This window comes from Porphyromonas sp. (genome assembly GCF_030529325.1).
Lineage (GTDB): Bacteria > Bacteroidota > Bacteroidia > Bacteroidales > Porphyromonadaceae > Porphyromonas_A.
Window position 1 is genome coordinate 28,055 of the sequence record NZ_JAUMXC010000016.1, and the last position, 18,240, is coordinate 46,294.

Sequence of the window (18,240 nt, forward strand, 5' to 3'; positions counted from 1 at the left end):
TTTTGTGCCTTAAGACCGTATCTGGCGATAATAGGGAAAGGGCTCATGATGAGAGGAGTTTATCTCATCATGAGCCTTTTTTACATCTGGAAGAATGAAAAACATCTCCATGCTCTTAAATCAAAGAATATGCTTTGTTGGATGCAGAAAAAGGTTGTCTAACTTGATACATCAAGGTAGGCACATTGATTTATTAAGTTAGGCACATTGATTTTGAGAGGTCTTCTTCTTTTTGTAATGTCGTCCGAACACGTATCTCTGTGGAAAATACTCCGGCCTCTATCTCGTTCAAAATAAGAACTGATGTAGTCGGGGATATGCCTTGCAATGTTTAGCTGAATAGATTCGATCTTGAGAGTCTTGAGCGATCAGAATTTGCCGATCATCAAAAAAATATATGTTTTGTTTGTCACATCGTATTGATATACTAACTTTGTCTCCGCAAATGCTTAAAACGCAATAAGTGAATATAATTCAATAACCTAAATAATCAACAAAACTTTCTGTTATGAAGAATGTCCTCATCATTGGCTCAACAGGACAGATTGGTTCTGAGCTGGTAATGTACCTTCGCAGTATTTACAAGGACGGCAATATCGTTGCCGGTTATATCCCATCTGCACCTCCTACAGGTGAACTCTTAGAGAGTGGTCCTGCCGAGATTGTGGACATTACAAATGCCCAGCAGATTGCAGATGTCGTTGCAAAGTACAATGTAGACACGATCTACAACCTCGCAGCTTTACTCTCTGCAGTTGCTGAAAACAAGCCCCAACTTGCATGGCACATCGGCTTGGGTGGTCTCTTCAATACCCTTGAAGTCGCTCGCGAGAAGGGTTGTGCTGTATTTACTCCAAGTTCGATCGGTGCGTTTGGTCCTGAAACTCCAAAAGACAATACACCACAAGACACCATCCAACGTCCTAAGACAATGTATGGTGTAACCAAGGTTGCAGGTGAGCTCCTTAGCGACTACTACTTCAAGAGATTTGGTGTGGATACACGTTCGGTGAGATTCCCGGGTCTTATCTCATACATCGCACCTCCGGGAGGTGGTACTACTGACTACGCGGTGGATATTTACTATAAAGCGATCACAGAAGGTAAGTTCGTCTGCCCTCTACAAGCAGGTACATTTATGGATATGATGTATATGCCTGACGCTTTGAATGGTATGGTATCCCTCATGGAAGCTGATCCATCACGCCTTATACACCGTAACTCATTCAACATCGCGTCTATGAGCTTCGATCCTGAGATGATCTATGCTGCTATCCGTAAGCAGATTCCTACATTCGAGATGACTTATGAGATCGACGAGCTACGCCAAGGTATCGCAAACTCATGGCCAAACTCTCTTGACGATTCATGCGCTCGCAACGAGTGGGACTGGGCTCCAAAGTACGACTTGGACTCAATGACCGTCGATATGCTTGCTAAACTTCGAGAAAAGTTGAAGTAAGGAGATAAACTTTTCCTAATCTGAGAAAGAGTTGATATGCCTCCTCCGTGGATTCTGTTTTGGATCTCCGGAGGAGGTTTGTCTTTGACTTCGTCAATCATTTTGTCAAGGCAGAGGGGTAATTTATCTAGATTATCGCTTCGCATCATATGTACAACAAATCTTATAATAAATATATCTCAATGAAAAATAAGAATCTCTTCTTAAGCACTGCTTTTATAGTTATAGTATTTCTCTGTTCTATTACATCCTGTCGTAAGGAGAGTCATGTCTTTTCAAAAGAATTGGAGAGCAAGATTGAAAGAATAGAGGTCGATAAGGTCTTTTCATTAGATACTATACAGGGTGGAGAATGGACTCATTTTTGTATAATTACCCCTTATATGGATCCGGACTCCTTGATTACAACCAATAACATTAAATGCAAGGAAGCCGACTTGTCAGAGCTGAAAACTTTAACAATGCTGGATAATATAAATACCTTGTTGATTTTAAGAGCGGATATGCTTAAAAAGGTTGAGATTCTTTCACGTTCTGTAATTGATTTCTCAGATATAGCACAGACTGATTTGGGTATTTTTAGTAGCAACCAAACTTTTATAATCAACAAAAACAGATCCGCAAGAATTTGTGAGGATTCAAATCATTAAATCTGCTTTTAACTCTATCAGAGGCATGTGTCTAATAATGCAAGAATATTCGAAAGGGTAGCATGAAGATGATGTGAAAATTTGAGGGGAAATAAATATATTTTTTAGATAACAACTCTTGACCCCTAAATTTGGGCTTGATACTTGAGCCTATCGCCTTTATATTATTGATAACTCTGGTGTTAGATGAGACAAAAAAATATTAACTTTGTGGGGTTATTAAGTATTTTGAAACAAAGTGTCTTACCTATTGAAGTGTAATGTTTTTGACGGGTAGGGCGTAGGACCAATAATATAAGTATGAATATAAATATCACATTTCCTGACGGATCGGTGAGAGAGTATGCTTCCGGTGTGACTGCATTGCAGATCGCTGAAAGCATCAGCAGTAGACTGGCTCAAGATGTGCTTGCGGCAACCGTCAATGGAAAGATTGTTGATCTCTCTCGTCCTATTACAGAGGATGCAGAGGTGAAGTTGCACAAGTGGGAAGATGCAGAGGGTAAGCACGCTTTCTGGCACACCAGTGCCCACCTCATGGCTGAAGCCCTTCAGGAGCTTTACCCGGGGATTAAGTTTGGTATAGGCCCTGCTATTGAGGCGGGCTTCTACTATGATGTGGATCCGGGTGTGGATGTGCAGATACGTGAGTCCGATCTCCCTGCCATAGAGAAGAAGATGCAAGAGCTTGCAGCTCAAAAGTCTACCCTTGAACGCAGAGAGATCTCAAAGAAAGATGCCCTTGACTTTTGGAATGGCAAGGGGGACGAGTACAAGGTGGAGCTCATTACAGACCTCGAAGACGGTACCATCACGACTTATACTCAAGGTGGATTTACAGACCTTTGTAGAGGCCCACACTTGATCAATACTGCTCCCATCAAGGCGATCAAGCTCCTTAGCGTAGCAGGGGCGTATTGGCGTGGCGATGAAACGCGCCGTCAGCTTACACGTATCTATGGGATCACTTTCCCGAAGAAGAAGATGCTCGATGAGTATCTCGAACTTCTCGAAGAGGCCAAGAAGCGCGACCACCGTAAGATCGGTAAGGAACTCGAACTTTTTGCGTTCTCTCAGAACGTGGGTGCGGGTTTGCCGTTGTGGTTGCCAAGAGGTACACAGCTACGTCTTTCTCTCGAAGAGTACTTGAAGAAGATCCAAAAGATACATGGCTATGAGCAGGTGATGACTCCTCACATCGGGCACAAGAACCTCTATATAACTTCCGGTCACTATGCGAAGTATGGTGCTGACTCGTTCTGCCCTATACAGACACCTCAAGAGGGTGAAGAGTTTATGCTCAAGCCGATGAACTGTCCTCATCACTGTGAGGTCTATAAGACCAAGCCTCGCTCGTACAAGGATCTCCCTGTGCGTCTCGCAGAGTTTGGTACCGTTTACCGTTATGAGCAGAGTGGGGAGCTCCATGGGCTTACTCGTGTGAGGGGCTTTACTCAGGATGATGCCCACCTATTCTGTCGTCCTGATCAGATCAAGGAAGAGTTTATCAAAGTGATGGATATTATATTTATCATCTTTAAGGCTCTTGATTTTGAAAACTTTGAGGCTCAGATCTCCCTCAGAGATAAGGAGAACAGAGAGAAATATATTGGCTCGGAAGAGAACTGGGAAAAGGCAGAACAAGCGATCATCGATGCTTGTCGGGAAGTCGGCCTGCAAGCAAAGATCGAGTACGGCGAAGCTGCTTTCTATGGGCCTAAGTTGGACTTCATGGTCAAGGATGCTTTGGGACGTAGATGGCAGTTGGGGACAATCCAAGTGGACTACAACCTACCCGAAAGATTTGATCTTGAGTACACCGGTGAGGACAACAAGAAGCACCGTCCTGTGATGATCCACCGTGCGCCATTTGGCTCGATGGAGCGTTTTGTGGCAGTGTTGATCGAGCACACTGCAGGTCGATTCCCGTTGTGGTTGGCTCCGGATCAGGTTGCTATCCTTCCTATTAGTGAGAAGTATAATGACTACGCTTATGGCGTGGCAAAGACTTTGGCTCGCAATGATATCCGTGCTTATGTCGATGATCGTAACGAAAAGATCGGTCGCAAGATCCGTGATAATGAGCTTAAGCGCATCCCATATCTACTCATTGTGGGAGAGAAAGAGGCTGAAACTAACACAGTATCTGTGAGAAAACATGGTGAAGGTGATTTAGGTTCGGAAGAAATTACTATCTTTGCAAACCGTATCTTGTCGGTAGTTGACGAACAGATGAATTCTTGGAAAAAAGATTAAGCTCTGAGAAACCTCTGATCTACACTGCATTTTAGAAGAAAAGATCGTTAAACTATTTAATTATACTGAATGGCAAACATTAGAAGACCTCAGGATTCAAAAGAACAGCATCGTATCAACGAGCGTATCCGCGCAAAGGAAGTGAGGTTGGTCGGTGACAATGTGGAGCAAGGGGTATATAGCCTTGCCGAAGCAAAGCGCATCGCAGATGAGCAGGACTTGGATCTTGTGGAGATTTCTCCTAATGCGGATCCTCCCGTGTGCAAGGTGATGGACTACCAAAAGTTTCTCTACCAGCAGAAGAAAAAGCAAAAGGAGCAGAAAGCCAAGTCTGTGAAGGTTGTTGTCAAGGAGATTCGTTTCGGCCCTCAGACCGATGATCATGACTACAACTTCAAGCTAAAACACGCCAAGGGATTTTTGGAGGATGGCTGTAAGTTGAAGGCCTATGTCTTCTTCCGTGGGCGTTCGATTCTTTTTAAGGATCAAGGGGAGATGTTATTGCTCCGCTTTGCAACGGATTTGGAAGAGTTTGCCAAGGTTGATCAAATGCCTGTACTTGAGGGAAAACGCATGATCATGATGTTTTCGCCCAAGAAGGCCGGAAGCGGAAAGAAAAAAGATGTTTCCAAGCCTCAAACACAGGAAGAGCCGGATAGTGAGGAGTAAGCAGTTCGCTGCATACATGCTTTAAGAACTATAACAGGACGATAAGGCATATCGTCTGATATAATAATTACAACTTAACAATTAGTATTTGGAATGCCTAAAATGAAGACTATTTCCGGTGCCAAGAAGAGGTTCGCCCTCACCGGATCAGGTAAAATCAAGTGTAAGCATGCGTTCAAGAGCCACATCTTGACCAAAAAGACTAAGAAGCAAAAGAGAAACTTGACTAACTCATCTCTCGTGCATAAGTTCGATGAGAAGAACGTCAAGACAATGCTTGGTCTTAGATAAGATAAGATGTTGTGTCCCTACATGGGATGGACGTAAATTACACTAAAAGATTTTTTTAACAGAGTGTTGAGCTGTTTTTGAATTTAAGCGTCTGACTGTAATGTAGACCGCCCACACTCATAAGATTTTTAGAAACTATGCCAAGATCAGTAAATCATGTCGCTTCCAGAGCGAAGAGAAAAAGAATTTTGAAGCTAACCCGTGGTTATTACGGTGCTCGTCGCAATGTGTGGACCGTAGCAAAGAATACATGGGAAAAGGGTCTTACCTATGCTTATAGAGATCGTAAGAACAAGAAGAGAAACTTCCGTGCACTTTGGATTCAACGTATCAATGCAGCTGCACGCCTTGAAGGTACTACTTACTCAAAGCTTATGGGAGCTCTTCATGCCAGGGGTATCGAAATCAATAGAAAGGTCCTTGCTGACCTCGCTATGAATCACCCTGAAGCATTCAAGGCTATCGTTGACCAAGCGAAGTAAAAAAAGTATAATCATACTATCACACTTACATTGCAGTCTTACCGTTAATTTACTTTTAAGGTAAGGTTGTATCAGAATAAATGGCAATCTACCAAGCGGTAAGTTGTCATTTGTTTTTTAACTACCTTCGCACAAAATGGGCAAATATGAGAGTGGATAACTTATCATTGCAAAGAGAGATATTGGAGGACTATAAACATTATTTGATACTTGAGCGAAATCTCTCTGAAAATACTTTACAATCCTATACCAATGATCTCAAGCATCTCTTGACATATGCAGATCATAAAAATAAAAATCTGATTGTCTTAGAGTACGATGATTTACAAAACTTTGTCAGCTATTTGTATGATTTGGGGATCGGGCCAGCTTCTGTTGCGAGGGTAATATCAGGAATAAAGTCGTTTTATCGTTTTCTTGAGTTGGAGGAGATTGTACTTGAGAATCCCACTCAGTTGTTGGATTCTCCCTATATTGGGCGTACACTTCCTGATATCCTTACAGTTGAAGAAGTTGATACTATAATATCTTCCATCGATACCACTTCAGATATTGGTGTGCGTAATGCTGCGATCATTGAGCTCCTGTACAGTTGTGGTTTGCGTGTAAGCGAATTGTGTGCCCTGACTTTTTCTCAGCTTTTTTTGGAGGCGGGTTTTGTGCGAATTATAGGGAAGGGGGAAAAAGAGAGGTTGGTTCCAATGTCTCCTGATGCCATTGATCGGATATCTGCATACCTACCTATAAGACAGAAGATTGAAGCAAAGCCTACTTATATGCATCATCTTTTTCTTAATAGGCTGCGTACTGCTATCAGTCGCCAAATGATCTTTATGATTATTAAGGACTTGGCTTCTCAGGCCGGCATTCAAAAAACGATTTCACCGCACACTTTCAGGCATTCCTTTGCCACCCATCTTTTGGAGGGTGGAGCGCACTTACAGGCAATACGCGAGATGCTCGGACATGCAAATATCTCTACGACGGAAATCTATACGCATATAGATAGGAGTAAAATCAAAGACGAAATATTACTACATCATCCTCGTAATAAGTAAAAACTTTGTAGCTTTGTCATTCAAAGCACTACTTGTCACAAAACTGCACACAAGAGATTACGATAATCTGATACTAAAGTATGAGAATGTACGATTTTATAGTCGTGGGAGGGGGACTTGCGGGACTATATACTGCTCTCTTTCTAGCTAAGAAAGGGAAGGTTGCTTTGGTCTCAAACCGATCTATGGAAGAAAGTAATTCTTATATGGCACAGGGTGGTATGGCTGCTGTGATGACGGATGAGGACTCGCCCGCTTTGCATTTTCGCGATACTATGGAGGCCGGTCGTGGGTTGTGTGATTCTGAAGCGGTCAAGATCCTGACGGAAGAAGCTCCCGAACGCATCAGAGAACTAATAGACTTAGGGATGCTCTTTGATATGGAGAGTGGGCACTTAGCACTTGCTCTGGAAGGTGGGCATCATCGTAAACGGATATTACATGCCGGGGGGGATGCGACAGGAAGAATGCTTACATCATTTATGATTGAGCAGGTTAAATCAAATGATCTTATTGATCTGTTTCTCAATCATCATGTTCTTAAATTACTTGTAGACAATGATCGGGTCTATGGGATAATATCTTATGACATCGAGTCTGAAGAGATAGAGGCATGCTTATCCGGGACAGTAATCTTGGCAACAGGTGGAGCGGCAGCACTCTATACTCCTACGACCAATCCTCTTCAGTCTACGGGGGATGGTATTGCCATGGCTTATGAAGCCGGAGCAGATATCATGGATATGGAGTTTGTTCAGTTTCACCCCACTGCATTTTATAGCGCTGCATCAGAGTCCAGTTTTCTTATCAGTGAGGCAGTCAGGGGAGAAGGAGCGCATCTTTTGGATGCTAGGGGGGGGCGATTCATGGTTGGGATTCACCCTCTTGAAGAGCTTGCTCCTAGAGATGTTGTTGCACGAGAAATATTCAAAGTCTTGGAGCGAGAGCATTCCACTCATGTAATCCTTTCTCTCAAACACCTTGATCCCGAATATATACTGCATAGATTTCCATCTATTGCGAAGCATTGCCGGAAGTTTGGCTATGATCTCGGTGACCAGATCCCGGTCGCTCCTGCTGCTCATTATACGGTGGGAGGTATAAAAGTAGAACTTAATGGGCAAACATCCTTAAAGGGGTTATATGCAGTGGGGGAGGTGTCTTCTACAGGGGTTATGGGAGCAAACAGACTTGCTTCAAACTCTTTGGTGGAGTGTGCTGTCTTTGCCAAGCGTATAGCTGATGCCGCTTGTTCTCGATCTCTTGATGATGAATTTCAAGCGAAGACAAAGGAAATCATTGATGCTTACAGTTTTGCTTCTCCGCAAGAGGAAGCAACTTGGAAAGAAACTGTTGCCAAACCTCTCCTTTCTGAACTTAGGATGTTGATGATGCGAAATGTTGGGATTATTAGACATCATGATCAACTCTCTGCTGCAATCTCTTGGATAGAAGAGCAGATGCTCTTAATAGCTCCACATCGCTCTCAATTTTTAAGTGCAAATGTTATGTATATGAGACTTAGGGTGGCTTGGCTCATTGCTCGTTCTGCTTTAGAACGTTGTGAGAGCCGGGGAGGGCATTATCGAAGCGACTATCCTGAGACTCTTTCGGATGATTTGGCGTATCGGACAGAAATAAATAAGTGTGGAATTTCTAAAATCTTACTTCATAATGAACAATCATAATAGTATCTTTTATCAACACGTTGATAGACTTATCTCTATAGCTTTTGAGGAAGATCTTTTTACCGGAGATGTGGCAACTCAAGCCATTATACCTCAGAGGCAGCAAGCTACCGCCATTATGACAGCTAAAGCTGATGGGGTCATTTCAGGTTTAGAGGTGGCAAAGATGGTGATCGACAAACTGGGTGATAATACGTTTATTCCTCTTGTTCGGGATGGAGATACTGTGAGCAAGGGGCAGGATATTGTTAAGATAATGGCTTCCTACGCTCAGTTGCTAAGTAGTGAACGTATCATGCTCAACTTTTTGCAGCGAATGTCAGGCATTGCGACAATGACAGCCCAATGTGTAGCTAAACTTAACGGAACGAATACTCGTCTTTTGGATACCCGTAAGACATTGCCCGGTCACAGGCTGACAGACAAGTTGGCAGTACGTCATGGGGGTGGAACAAATCACAGAATGGGACTTTATGATATGGCGATGCTCAAGGATAATCATATAAAAGCAGCCGGCAGTATAACTGCAGCTGTCTCTCATGCCAAGCAGGTATTGCCTATATCGATCCAGATCGAGGTCGAAACTAAAAAACTTGATGAAGTCCGAGAAGCATTAGCAGCAGGTGCTGATATCATCATGCTTGATAATATGTCATTGGAGCAAATGACCGAAGCTGTGAATCTCGTAGGGGGACGAGCAAAAACAGAGGCTTCCGGAAATATCACTATTGACACTATCGCTCATGTTGCACGCACGGGAGTCGATTTTATCAGCATGGGAGCTCTTACTCACAGTGTCAAAGCTCTCGATATCAGTATGAACTTCACAGACTAAACATATACATTAAAAACTCATCATGACTCAATCAACTCAAGACGCTCTATACAAAGAGATCGACAAACTAAAGAAACAAAAGAACGCTATCATCCTCTCACACTATTATACTCGTCCGGAGGTGCAGAGAGCTGCTGACTATTTGGGAGACTCTTTGGGACTATCTCAGCAGGCTGCAGAAACTTCAGCCGATATCATAGTCTTTTGCGGAGTACACTTCATGGCCGAGACTGCCTCGATCATCTCTCCGGATAAAAAGATCATCATACCGGCTGAAAATGCGGGTTGTACGCTTGCCGAGAGTGTTACGGGGGCACAGCTTGCCAAATGGAAAGAGGAACACCCTAACGGTCTTGTTGTGAGCTATGTCAACACTTCTGCCGAAGTTAAGGCACAGACAGACTACTGTGTTACCTCTGCCAATGCTTTGAAGGTTGTACAGTCCTTACCCACAGATGTGCCTATTCTTTTTGGTCCGGACAAAAATCTTGGAGCTTATATCAACAGAATGACAGGGCGTAATATGGAGTTGTGGCAGGGAGATTGTTATGTTCATCGCCACATTACATCGGATGTCGTTCTTCGGTTTGCGGAACTTTATCCCGAAGCAGATATTCTCATCCATCCGGAGTCTGTAGCTTGTGATGATCCGAAGGTCTTGGAGCATGAGAGGTGCTATGTGGGTTCGACAGCGGGCATCATGAAGCATCCGGATCAAGCAAAGACCAATACTTTTGTTATAGCAACAGAACCCGAAACATTGCACGAACTTCGACGACTATATCCGGGCAAGGTCTTTATCCCTTTGGTGCCTGAGCATACTTGTGAATATATGAAACTCACTACTCTTGAAGCCCTTAGGGATGCCCTTTTGTATGAACGCTATGAGGTGAAGGTTGATAAGGAGATTCGAGATAAGGCTATTGTTTCTATCGAAAGAATGATGAGTATCAAGTGATGTTGAACTCTAATTGATATTGAGAGTTTTATCTTTCATTTAAGATGGACAAAGTCTGATATCTTCAACTACCCTTATCTTTGATATATTTTAAGAGGCGGTACCATAAATATTATGGTATCGCCTCTTTCTGGTTTATATGCTTCTGAGATAAAAGGGCGTGGCTTCTTTGGATTGAGATCTATTGAGCAGAGTCCTTTCTTGACACTCGAAAAAAGTTGTCTAACTTGACACATCAAGTTAGACAACTTTTTTCGTCAAGGTAGGCACATCGTTTTTGATCCTTCTATATCTTTTCATCTCTGATATTTTAACGGCTGTATGAGATTACAAATTATCAAAGCTTGATGAGAACTTCCTTTATTTCTTCTCATGTTTTTTCAGAAAATCGATGTCTGTATTATCCTGCTTTATTGAATATATGTATATTTGCATTGCAAGGTACATAAATAGCTAAATGATAATATGAAAAACATTGTATTACTCATCATGTCTTGTGTGGTGGTAAATGCTTTCTCCACTCTTTATGCCCAGACTATCAAAGGGATAGTCATTGATGAGCAGAACGCTCCTCTTGGTTTTGCAACTTTCAGAGTGGAGATGTTGAGAGACTCTACCCTCATCAAAGGAGGGATTACAGACGTTGATGGAAAGTTTTCAGTATCACTTGAAGGCATAAAGCTACCGGTCTACATCAGAGTGACCTCTATGGGATATGAGACATATGTCAGAAAAGTAGAGACAGAGCAATCTATGCATATCAAGATGAAACCAAGTGTGACAGTCTTGAATGAGGCTGTTGTAACAGCAGAACGCCCTAAGCATACTGTCATACCGGGAGGTATAAGTACCAATGTGTCAGGTACCATGCTTTCGGGGATGACTGATGTGATGCAAGTTCTCAAGGCATTGCCTCTCGTTGAGGTGAAGGAAGATGAGATTAGCGTATTGAGTCGGGGTACACCTATTGTTTATGTAAATGGACGAAAGGTCCGATCCAATATAGAATTGCAGAGGGTGCAACCTCATTTGATAGAAAAGATAGAAGTGCTCACAAATCCTGATGCGAAGTATGACAGTTCTACAGGAGCAGTTGTACTTATTACTGTAAAGAGAGAGCCGGGAAGTGGACTGAGCGCTGTCTTACGTTCTGATCTTGAGTATTATCATTTGGAAGAAAAAGAGGTCAATCCGAGATTTCTTGCCGATCTCAATTATCGATTGGATGAGTGGGACTTTTTAGCTTCTATGAACTATATGGATAGAAGATTTGTCAAGGAATCGAACGGATATCTTTTGGGGAAAGTCGGGGATGAGATGTGGAGGAATAATATCAATACTTTTCACGACAGTAATCATTCAAATTTCTCCTTAAGTACAGGCATCAATTATTCGACCGATCGTACAGGCTTTGGTGCGAAGTATGAGATTGTGAGGGTGCTGAAAGATAGATCTATCTTGTCAAACGACTTGTACAGTTCTATAAATGATAAGCCTGAGGTTTGGTATTATACTTTGGGTACCACAGACGCACATCCTCATATTTCTCATAGACCAAGTGCTTATTTTGTCCGAAAAGTTGGGGATTGGAATCTATCGGTAGATGCCGACTACTATTCATTGTATCAAAGGACTGATAAGCTTACCTTGGAAAGAGTAGGAGAGGATGGAGTGATAAATAAGTATATCAGCGAGGGCGAGGAAGACAATAAGGCATTTGGAGTTAAAGTGGAAGCCTCCGGTGCTTTGTGGAGCGGACAGCTATCTGTCGGAACGGAGGTGCTGGGGACACAGCGTTTGGATGTTTATAGACCCGATCCTGAGATGGGATTACCGGACAATGATAGTCGCATCAGGCAGAGTATTGTGTCCGGTTATGCCACCTACAGCAAGGCTCTTGGTGTTGTGGGAGTATTGTCAGCCGGACTACGTTTGGAGCACATGAAGAGCAAGTATTTTCGTGGAGGAAAGTATGTGGATGAGTTGAGTCGAGAGTTTACGGACTTGTTTCCAACCTTCTCTTTTTCCTCACATTTTTGGGGGATGAATGCTCAGGTGTCCTTTAATTCTCGTATTGTGCGCCCTCAATATTGGCAACTTGCGGGTGAGTATACTTTCATCAGCAGGTTTGAATATCAGAGGGGTGAGCCGAACTTGCTGCCTTCCATAACATATAATACCGAGGTGATGCTCAATCGTAAGTGGTTTACTTTATATTGGTCAAATAAGTACTTACGTAGGGATATATTACAATATACCGAACGCATGCCCGAAATAGACAAACCGGGTCAGTACAAACCATACTCGACCCTGATCAATATACACAATGCGGAGCCATACCACGTGATGCAACTCATGCTCATCTTTGCTCCCAAAGTGGGATGTTGGTCTCCAAATTTGATTGTTGGTGGGATTATGCAGTCCGGATTGTATTTTGAGGATTTCGATAAACGGGTTCATCTCAATAAGCCTATGCTGTACACCGAGATGAAGAATCAGTTTGAGTTACCTTGGGAGCTCTCTTTGGGGATCAATGCCTCTATGATGGCTTTTGGGAATGTCTCTTCTGTCAAGGCCAATCGTCCTTCGTTTTCTCAAAATGTAAGTCTGACGAAACAATGGTTGAAGGGTAAGTGGTCATTGTCTTTGTCATTGGAAAACTTCATAAATATCGTAGAGGAGGATTGGTTGATGACCTCAAGGTATACAAATCTTAATATCAACAATGACTATAAGCCTAAGGCCGGACTTTCGTTGAGATATCGTTTCAACACGACGAAAAGCAAGTATAGAGGTGAAGGCGCCCTTGATAGAGAAATAGGACGTATGGGTAGGTGACTTTAGAATAGAAGAGAAAGGAATACCAAGACAGAGGTTAGGACGGCGACTTTACCGGTGAGTTTCAACAAACCATTGAGTCGGCGTCCTTTCAACTTGTACATCGCAGTGATGCACAAAAAGTAGATCGCGACAAGGAGTATGGATGTGATGATTGCTCCAATAGAACTACCCTCGATATACAGCCCTAATATGAATGTAAACAGTGCAATGAAGGCATTAAGTGTATAAAGAATAGGCCCTGACCGCTGTCCTATACGGGCGACAAGTGTCCTTTTGCCACTTTTGAGGTCCTCGTAATAGTCTCTGTAGTTATTTACCACTAAAATATTGGCTTCCCAGACTCCAATACCCAAAGCTAATGGGAAAAGATACAGAGGTGGTACTCCGGCTATGACATAATATGTTCCCAGAACCGGGATAAGGCCAAAAAACAATACTACTGCAAGGTCTCCAAGTCCCATGTGTGAAAGAGGGAATGGCCCGGTGGAGTAGGCGAAGATACCCGCAAGAGTTATTATTCCAATAACGAGTACAATCCAACCTTTGAGCCAAAGTAGAAGAGCTCCTGCTAATGTGCAAAAGAACACGGAGAGTGTGAGTGCTACAAGCATCTGCCTTGGCGTTACCACACCTTTGGTTAGGAGTCTGTCAAACCCTACGCGCTTGTCTGTATCTTTACCGCCTTTATAGTCAAAGTAATCATTAGCTATATTACTTGCTATTTGTGCAAACAATGCTACAGCAAGACATAGAAAGAACTCCAATGCCTTAAACTCCTCTTCGGCTATCAACGCTCCACATGCGATGATAAGTGGTGCGATGGAAGCGCCTAATGTGTGAGGTCTGATGGCGTACCACCATGTATTGATGAATGATGAATTTTGCTTTGGCGGTGAGACTGTCATGATGGTCTCAGCTTTCTAGTTTGGGTGAAAATAGGTGTTTGCTGAGTTGCCTAAGGGCTTGGATCTTATCCTCTGTACGTACAACAACGGAAACGTTATGGTTGGAGCCTCCATAGGATATCATTCGGACGGGAATGTCTTCCAATGCCTTAATGATATCAGCCTCAAAGCCTACATTCTTCCAATTGAGGTCTCCTGCAATACATATGATAGACATATTGTTGTCGACGGATACGGATGCGAACCTTTTGAGCTCAGAAAGTATCTCCTCTAATCGGCTTTGGTTGTCGATTGCAACGGTCACTGCAACTTCAGATGTTGTAACGAGGTCTATGGCTGTTTGGTGTCTCTCAAAAACTTCAAAAACTCGGCCTAAAAAACCGTGTGCAAGGAGTAATCTCGTGCTTAGGACTTTTATAGCAGTGATATTATCTTTGACCGCGACAGCTTTGATCTTTTCGGGTTCTATAACATTGGAGATGAGTGTCCCGGGAGCAGATGGATCCATCGTGTATAATAGTCGTACAGGGATGTTTTGCATCTTTGCCGGATGTATGCATGTGGGATGGAGTATCTTGGCACCAAAGTAGGCAAGTTCTGCAGCTTCATCAAAGTGTAGATTTCGAACAGGCGAAGTCCCATCGACTATGCGAGGGTCATTGTTGTGCATCCCATCAATATCAGTCCAAATTTGAACCTCTTCGGCCTCCACACACGCTCCCAATATCGATGCTGTATAGTCACTTCCGCCGCGCTTAAGGTTGTCTATCTCTGCGTAGGCATTGCGACAGATGTATCCTTCTGTTAGAAATAGTGTTGTATCCGGATGGTGGGAAAGAAGTTTCTTTATGGAAGTGGTGATGCGTTCAAGATCCGGTTCACCGTATTTATTGGTTACCATGAAGTCGAGAGCAGGTAGTTTGACTACTTTGCATCCTACTTCCTCGAGATGTGCTTTCATCATCTCTGTGGAAATAAGTTCGCCTAACGCAAGGATACACTTCTCTTCAAAGTCAGAGAACAATTCTTCCTTGAAACTCTCTATGTAATCGAGCTTTTTACGTACGTATGCCAGTATCTCTTTCTTTACTTTGGGTGAAGAATAAAGGCTCTCAATGACACCTTTGTACTTCTCCTCAAGAGTTTCGATCAGGGAATGTGCGCCTTGTGGATTATGGTTGCGGAAGTGATTGCATATTTCTACCAATATGTTGGTCACGCCCTCCATCGCTGAAAGGACTACAATTTTGGGAATACTGTTGTTTATGAGACGACCAACTTCTCTTATTCTTTCGGAGGAGCCAACGGAGGTCCCCCCAAACTTCATGATTAACATCTCTGTCGGTTTTGATATTATTCTGATTGTATCTGCATTTCCAACAACTTTCCGTTGTCTATCTTGATGATACGGGCAGGATATTTTTGGACCAATGCGTAGTTGTGCGTGCTGACAAGGACAGCAGTCCCTCTTTCCGCAATGCTACGAAGGAGCATGATGATTTGTTCGCCGGTTTCCGGATCGAGATTTCCGGTGGGTTCATCTGCCATGATCAAGCATGGAGTATTGAGGAGCGCTCTCGATATGGCGATACGTTGCTGTTCTCCCCCGGAGAGTTCATGAGGCATTTTGTATCCTTTGCTCTCCATATCTACTTGTCCTAAGACTTGATGGATGCGCTGATCTATCTCCTTTTTATTGCTCCATCCTGTCGCTTTTAGGACAAATTCCAAGTTTTTGTACACCGAACGATCGGGGAGCAACTGAAAGTCTTGAAATACTACTCCTAAGTTGCGCCTTAGGTATGGTATTTTCTTTCTTTTTATCGCCTTAAGGTCAAAGTTCATGAACCTTGCCTCTCCTTCATTTATCGGCACATCGGCATATATGGACTTTATGAGAGTCGATTTGCCGGACCCAACTTTTCCAATAAGGTATACAAACTCTCCGGGATAGATATCTAACGAAGCACCCGAAAGGATAGTATTTTCCTCTCGATTCAGAGTGATGTGTTCAAGTGATAGAATAGGATCAGCCATAAAATATCTTGATGCATTGTATGGAATGCACACAAAATTAGCTAAAAAGTATGACTTTCATATTCTCTTATCTGTATGATTTAGCCAAGACTCTTGCTGTATGGCACAGAATATTAAGAGTTGTGCTTGTAAGTGATTTTTTTCTAACTTTGTGGCCTGAGTAAGAGAATATAATTAACAAACAACATAACCCCATGGGATTATTACAAGATAGGCTTGCGAAGTTCGATACCCCTAAGCAATATATGGATCGTGGGTTGTATCCTTACTTTCGTGAGATCGAAGGCAAACAAGGCACGGAAGTGGATATGGGAGGCAAAAAAGTCTTGATGTTTGGCTCCAATGCGTATACCGGACTAACAGGAGACAGCCGTGTCATTGAGGCTGGTGTGGATGCTTTACGTAAATATGGTTCCGGTTGTGCCGGATCAAGGTTTCTTAACGGGACACTTGACCTACATGTACAGTTAGAGAAAGAGTTGGCTGAGTTTGTCTGCAAAGATGAAGCTCTTTGTTTTCCCACAGGATTTACGGTCAATTCGGGAGTTATTCCATGCTTGATAGGCCGAAATGATTATATCATATGCGATGATCGGGTTCATGCTTCCATTGTTGACGGGCGAAGGCTTTCGTTTTCTCAACAGTTGAAGTATAAGCACAATGACATGGCGGACTTGGAATCTCAGTTGCAGAGATGTGAGCCTGATGCCGTTAAGTTGATCATTATTGATAGTGTTTTCTCCATGGAGGGAGACCTTGCTAATCTACCAGAGATAGTTAGGCTTAAGAATAAGTATGATGCAACTTTACTTGTGGATGAGGCTCATGGTATAGGAGTTTTTGGGAAGGAAGGGCGAGGGGTTTGTGATCACTTTGATCTCACTGATCAAGTGGATCTTATCATGGGTACGTTCAGTAAGTCGCTTGCATCTATCGGAGGATTTATCGCCGGTGATTCTTCGATCATAAATTGGATTCGTCACAATGCCCGTACATATATTTTCAGTGCTTCTATAACTCCATCTTCAACTGCAGCTGCATTGGAGGCGCTTCGTATCATGAAGTCTGAGCCTGAACGTCTTGAGCGCTTATGGGACGTGACTAACTACGCACTCAAGAGATTTAGGGAAGAAGGCTTTGAGATTGGTCCCACCGAGTCGCCTATTATACCTCTTTATGTAAGAGATATGGATAAGACTTTCATTGTAACTAAGTTGGCATTTGACGAGGGCGTTTTTATCAATCCTGTAATACCCCCGGCTTGTGCCCCACAAGATACACTTGTGCGAGTCGCCCTTATGGCAACTCACACAAAAGAGCAGGTAGATCTTGCAGTAGAACGTCTCAAGAAGTGTTTTAAACAGTTGGATCTGCTATGATGTAGTTGTTGAGCATCTTTTTACAGAAATGAGGTTACTATTCTATGTGAACGAATATTAGCCTCATTTTTTTGTCTTTTACTCAAAAATGGAAGGAATGTCTTTACCGGGAACTATATGATTTTTTCCTCTTATTGTCTATTCCAAATGCTTCCGCTTGTTGGATGACTCGACGTTTATACTGAGTCGTCTTCCGATATCTCCTCAAAAAGTCTAATCTAATATACATTATAGATATGTTATTTCTATGATATCTTAAATTCTTCTTTAGCCTTATCTGTCAGGTGGCTGTCTTTTTTGGGTTTTGAAATATATGCTACTGAAAGTTGAATGAGTTTGACTTTAGATTTCGTTGAAGATGTTTTTGTTATGTGCTCAATATTAGTTTTTTACTTGAACTTGTGATTAGGACTTTCAGTTACCATTGCTTTTCTGCTCTTGGATATTGTCCGAAAAACTCTTCTTTAATATTTGGAATATCCGAAATATATCGTACCTTTGCAGCCGAAATCACAAATAGAATAATCATTTATGATTTGCTGTTTGAGGTCGAAGTAGATCATAGACATATTGAAGACAAAAGTATAGACAATAAACTTGACAGTATTGTAGTACAATTGGGAAATGAAATATTTTCCCCGTTCAATTTTATACTTAGAAACTATACGATAAATCGGATCTTGGAGTCAAAGGAACAACAAACGAAAATTATTTTAACAATGGAGAGTT

15 protein-coding genes are annotated in these 18,240 nt (G+C 42.5%); 12 read left to right on the forward strand and 3 right to left on the reverse strand.

The window, feature by feature from the left end; genetic code table 11:
* Window positions 1-508: 508 nt before the first annotated feature.
* The 11 genes from Q4A14_RS04065 (at window position 509) to Q4A14_RS04115 (ending at window position 13,187) form a co-directional block, all read left to right on the forward strand.
* Entirely contained in the window at window positions 509-1,462 is a 954-nt protein-coding gene (locus tag Q4A14_RS04065; RefSeq protein WP_303170123.1) for an NAD-dependent epimerase/dehydratase family protein, read from the forward strand.
* 182 nt (window positions 1,463-1,644) lie between these two features.
* Complete coding sequence (locus Q4A14_RS04070; protein ID WP_303170124.1) at window positions 1,645-2,112, forward strand: hypothetical protein; 468 nt, start codon at window positions 1,645-1,647, stop codon at window positions 2,110-2,112.
* 300 nt (window positions 2,113-2,412) lie between these two features.
* Window positions 2,413-4,368, forward strand: a complete 1,956-nt coding sequence (gene thrS / locus Q4A14_RS04075) for a threonine--tRNA ligase (protein ID WP_303170126.1) — start codon at window positions 2,413-2,415, stop codon at window positions 4,366-4,368.
* A gap of 69 nt (window positions 4,369-4,437) precedes the next feature.
* A complete protein-coding gene (infC, locus tag Q4A14_RS04080) occupies window positions 4,438-5,037 on the forward strand; it encodes a translation initiation factor IF-3 (RefSeq protein ID WP_303170128.1) in 600 nt (199 codons plus the stop codon).
* A gap of 93 nt (window positions 5,038-5,130) precedes the next feature.
* Window positions 5,131-5,328, forward strand: coding sequence for a 50S ribosomal protein L35 (gene rpmI, locus Q4A14_RS04085; RefSeq protein ID WP_025838402.1), 198 nt, complete (start codon window positions 5,131-5,133; stop codon window positions 5,326-5,328).
* Between the two features lie 137 nt (window positions 5,329-5,465).
* Complete coding sequence (gene rplT, locus Q4A14_RS04090; protein ID WP_303170133.1) at window positions 5,466-5,810, forward strand: 50S ribosomal protein L20; 345 nt, start codon at window positions 5,466-5,468, stop codon at window positions 5,808-5,810.
* Between the two features lie 146 nt (window positions 5,811-5,956).
* Entirely contained in the window at window positions 5,957-6,868 is a 912-nt protein-coding gene (xerA, locus tag Q4A14_RS04095; protein WP_303170149.1) for a site-specific tyrosine recombinase/integron integrase, read from the forward strand.
* Between the two features lie 80 nt (window positions 6,869-6,948).
* Complete coding sequence (gene nadB, locus Q4A14_RS04100) at window positions 6,949-8,556, forward strand: L-aspartate oxidase (protein ID WP_303170135.1); 1,608 nt, start codon at window positions 6,949-6,951, stop codon at window positions 8,554-8,556.
* The gene (gene nadC, locus Q4A14_RS04105) at window positions 8,543-9,391 is read left to right on the forward strand and encodes a carboxylating nicotinate-nucleotide diphosphorylase (protein WP_303170136.1); all 849 of its coding nucleotides are present in this window, start codon (window positions 8,543-8,545) and stop codon (window positions 9,389-9,391) included. The genes nadB and nadC overlap by 14 nt, the downstream gene beginning before the upstream one ends.
* A gap of 22 nt (window positions 9,392-9,413) precedes the next feature.
* On the forward strand, window positions 9,414-10,349 hold the full coding sequence (gene nadA / locus Q4A14_RS04110; protein ID WP_303170137.1) for a quinolinate synthase NadA: 936 nt from the start codon (window positions 9,414-9,416) through the stop codon (window positions 10,347-10,349).
* 465 nt (window positions 10,350-10,814) lie between these two features.
* Window positions 10,815-13,187 carry an outer membrane beta-barrel protein gene (locus Q4A14_RS04115; protein ID WP_303170138.1) on the forward strand — a complete coding sequence of 791 codons (2,373 nt, stop codon included), beginning with the start codon at window positions 10,815-10,817 and terminating at the stop codon, window positions 13,185-13,187.
* Window positions 13,188-13,189: 2 nt separating this feature from the next.
* On the opposite strand, the gene menA is transcribed toward Q4A14_RS04115, so the two are convergent.
* From menA to Q4A14_RS04130, 3 genes are read right to left on the reverse strand one after another with little or no spacing between them, the layout of a single operon-like run.
* Window positions 13,190-14,095 (reverse strand): 1,4-dihydroxy-2-naphthoate octaprenyltransferase, encoded by a 906-nt coding sequence (menA, locus tag Q4A14_RS04120; RefSeq protein ID WP_303170139.1) that lies wholly within the window; start codon window positions 14,093-14,095, stop codon window positions 13,190-13,192.
* 7 nt (window positions 14,096-14,102) lie between these two features.
* On the reverse strand, window positions 14,103-15,431 hold the full coding sequence (locus tag Q4A14_RS04125) for an aspartate kinase (RefSeq protein WP_303170140.1): 1,329 nt from the start codon (window positions 15,429-15,431) through the stop codon (window positions 14,103-14,105).
* Window positions 15,432-15,448: 17 nt separating this feature from the next.
* On the reverse strand, window positions 15,449-16,132 hold the full coding sequence (locus Q4A14_RS04130) for a cell division ATP-binding protein FtsE (protein ID WP_303170142.1): 684 nt from the start codon (window positions 16,130-16,132) through the stop codon (window positions 15,449-15,451).
* A gap of 194 nt (window positions 16,133-16,326) precedes the next feature.
* On the opposite strand from Q4A14_RS04130, the gene Q4A14_RS04135 reads away from it, so the two are divergent.
* Complete coding sequence (locus Q4A14_RS04135) at window positions 16,327-17,511, forward strand: aminotransferase class I/II-fold pyridoxal phosphate-dependent enzyme (RefSeq protein ID WP_303170144.1); 1,185 nt, start codon at window positions 16,327-16,329, stop codon at window positions 17,509-17,511.
* Window positions 17,512-18,240: the final 729 nt, after the last annotated feature.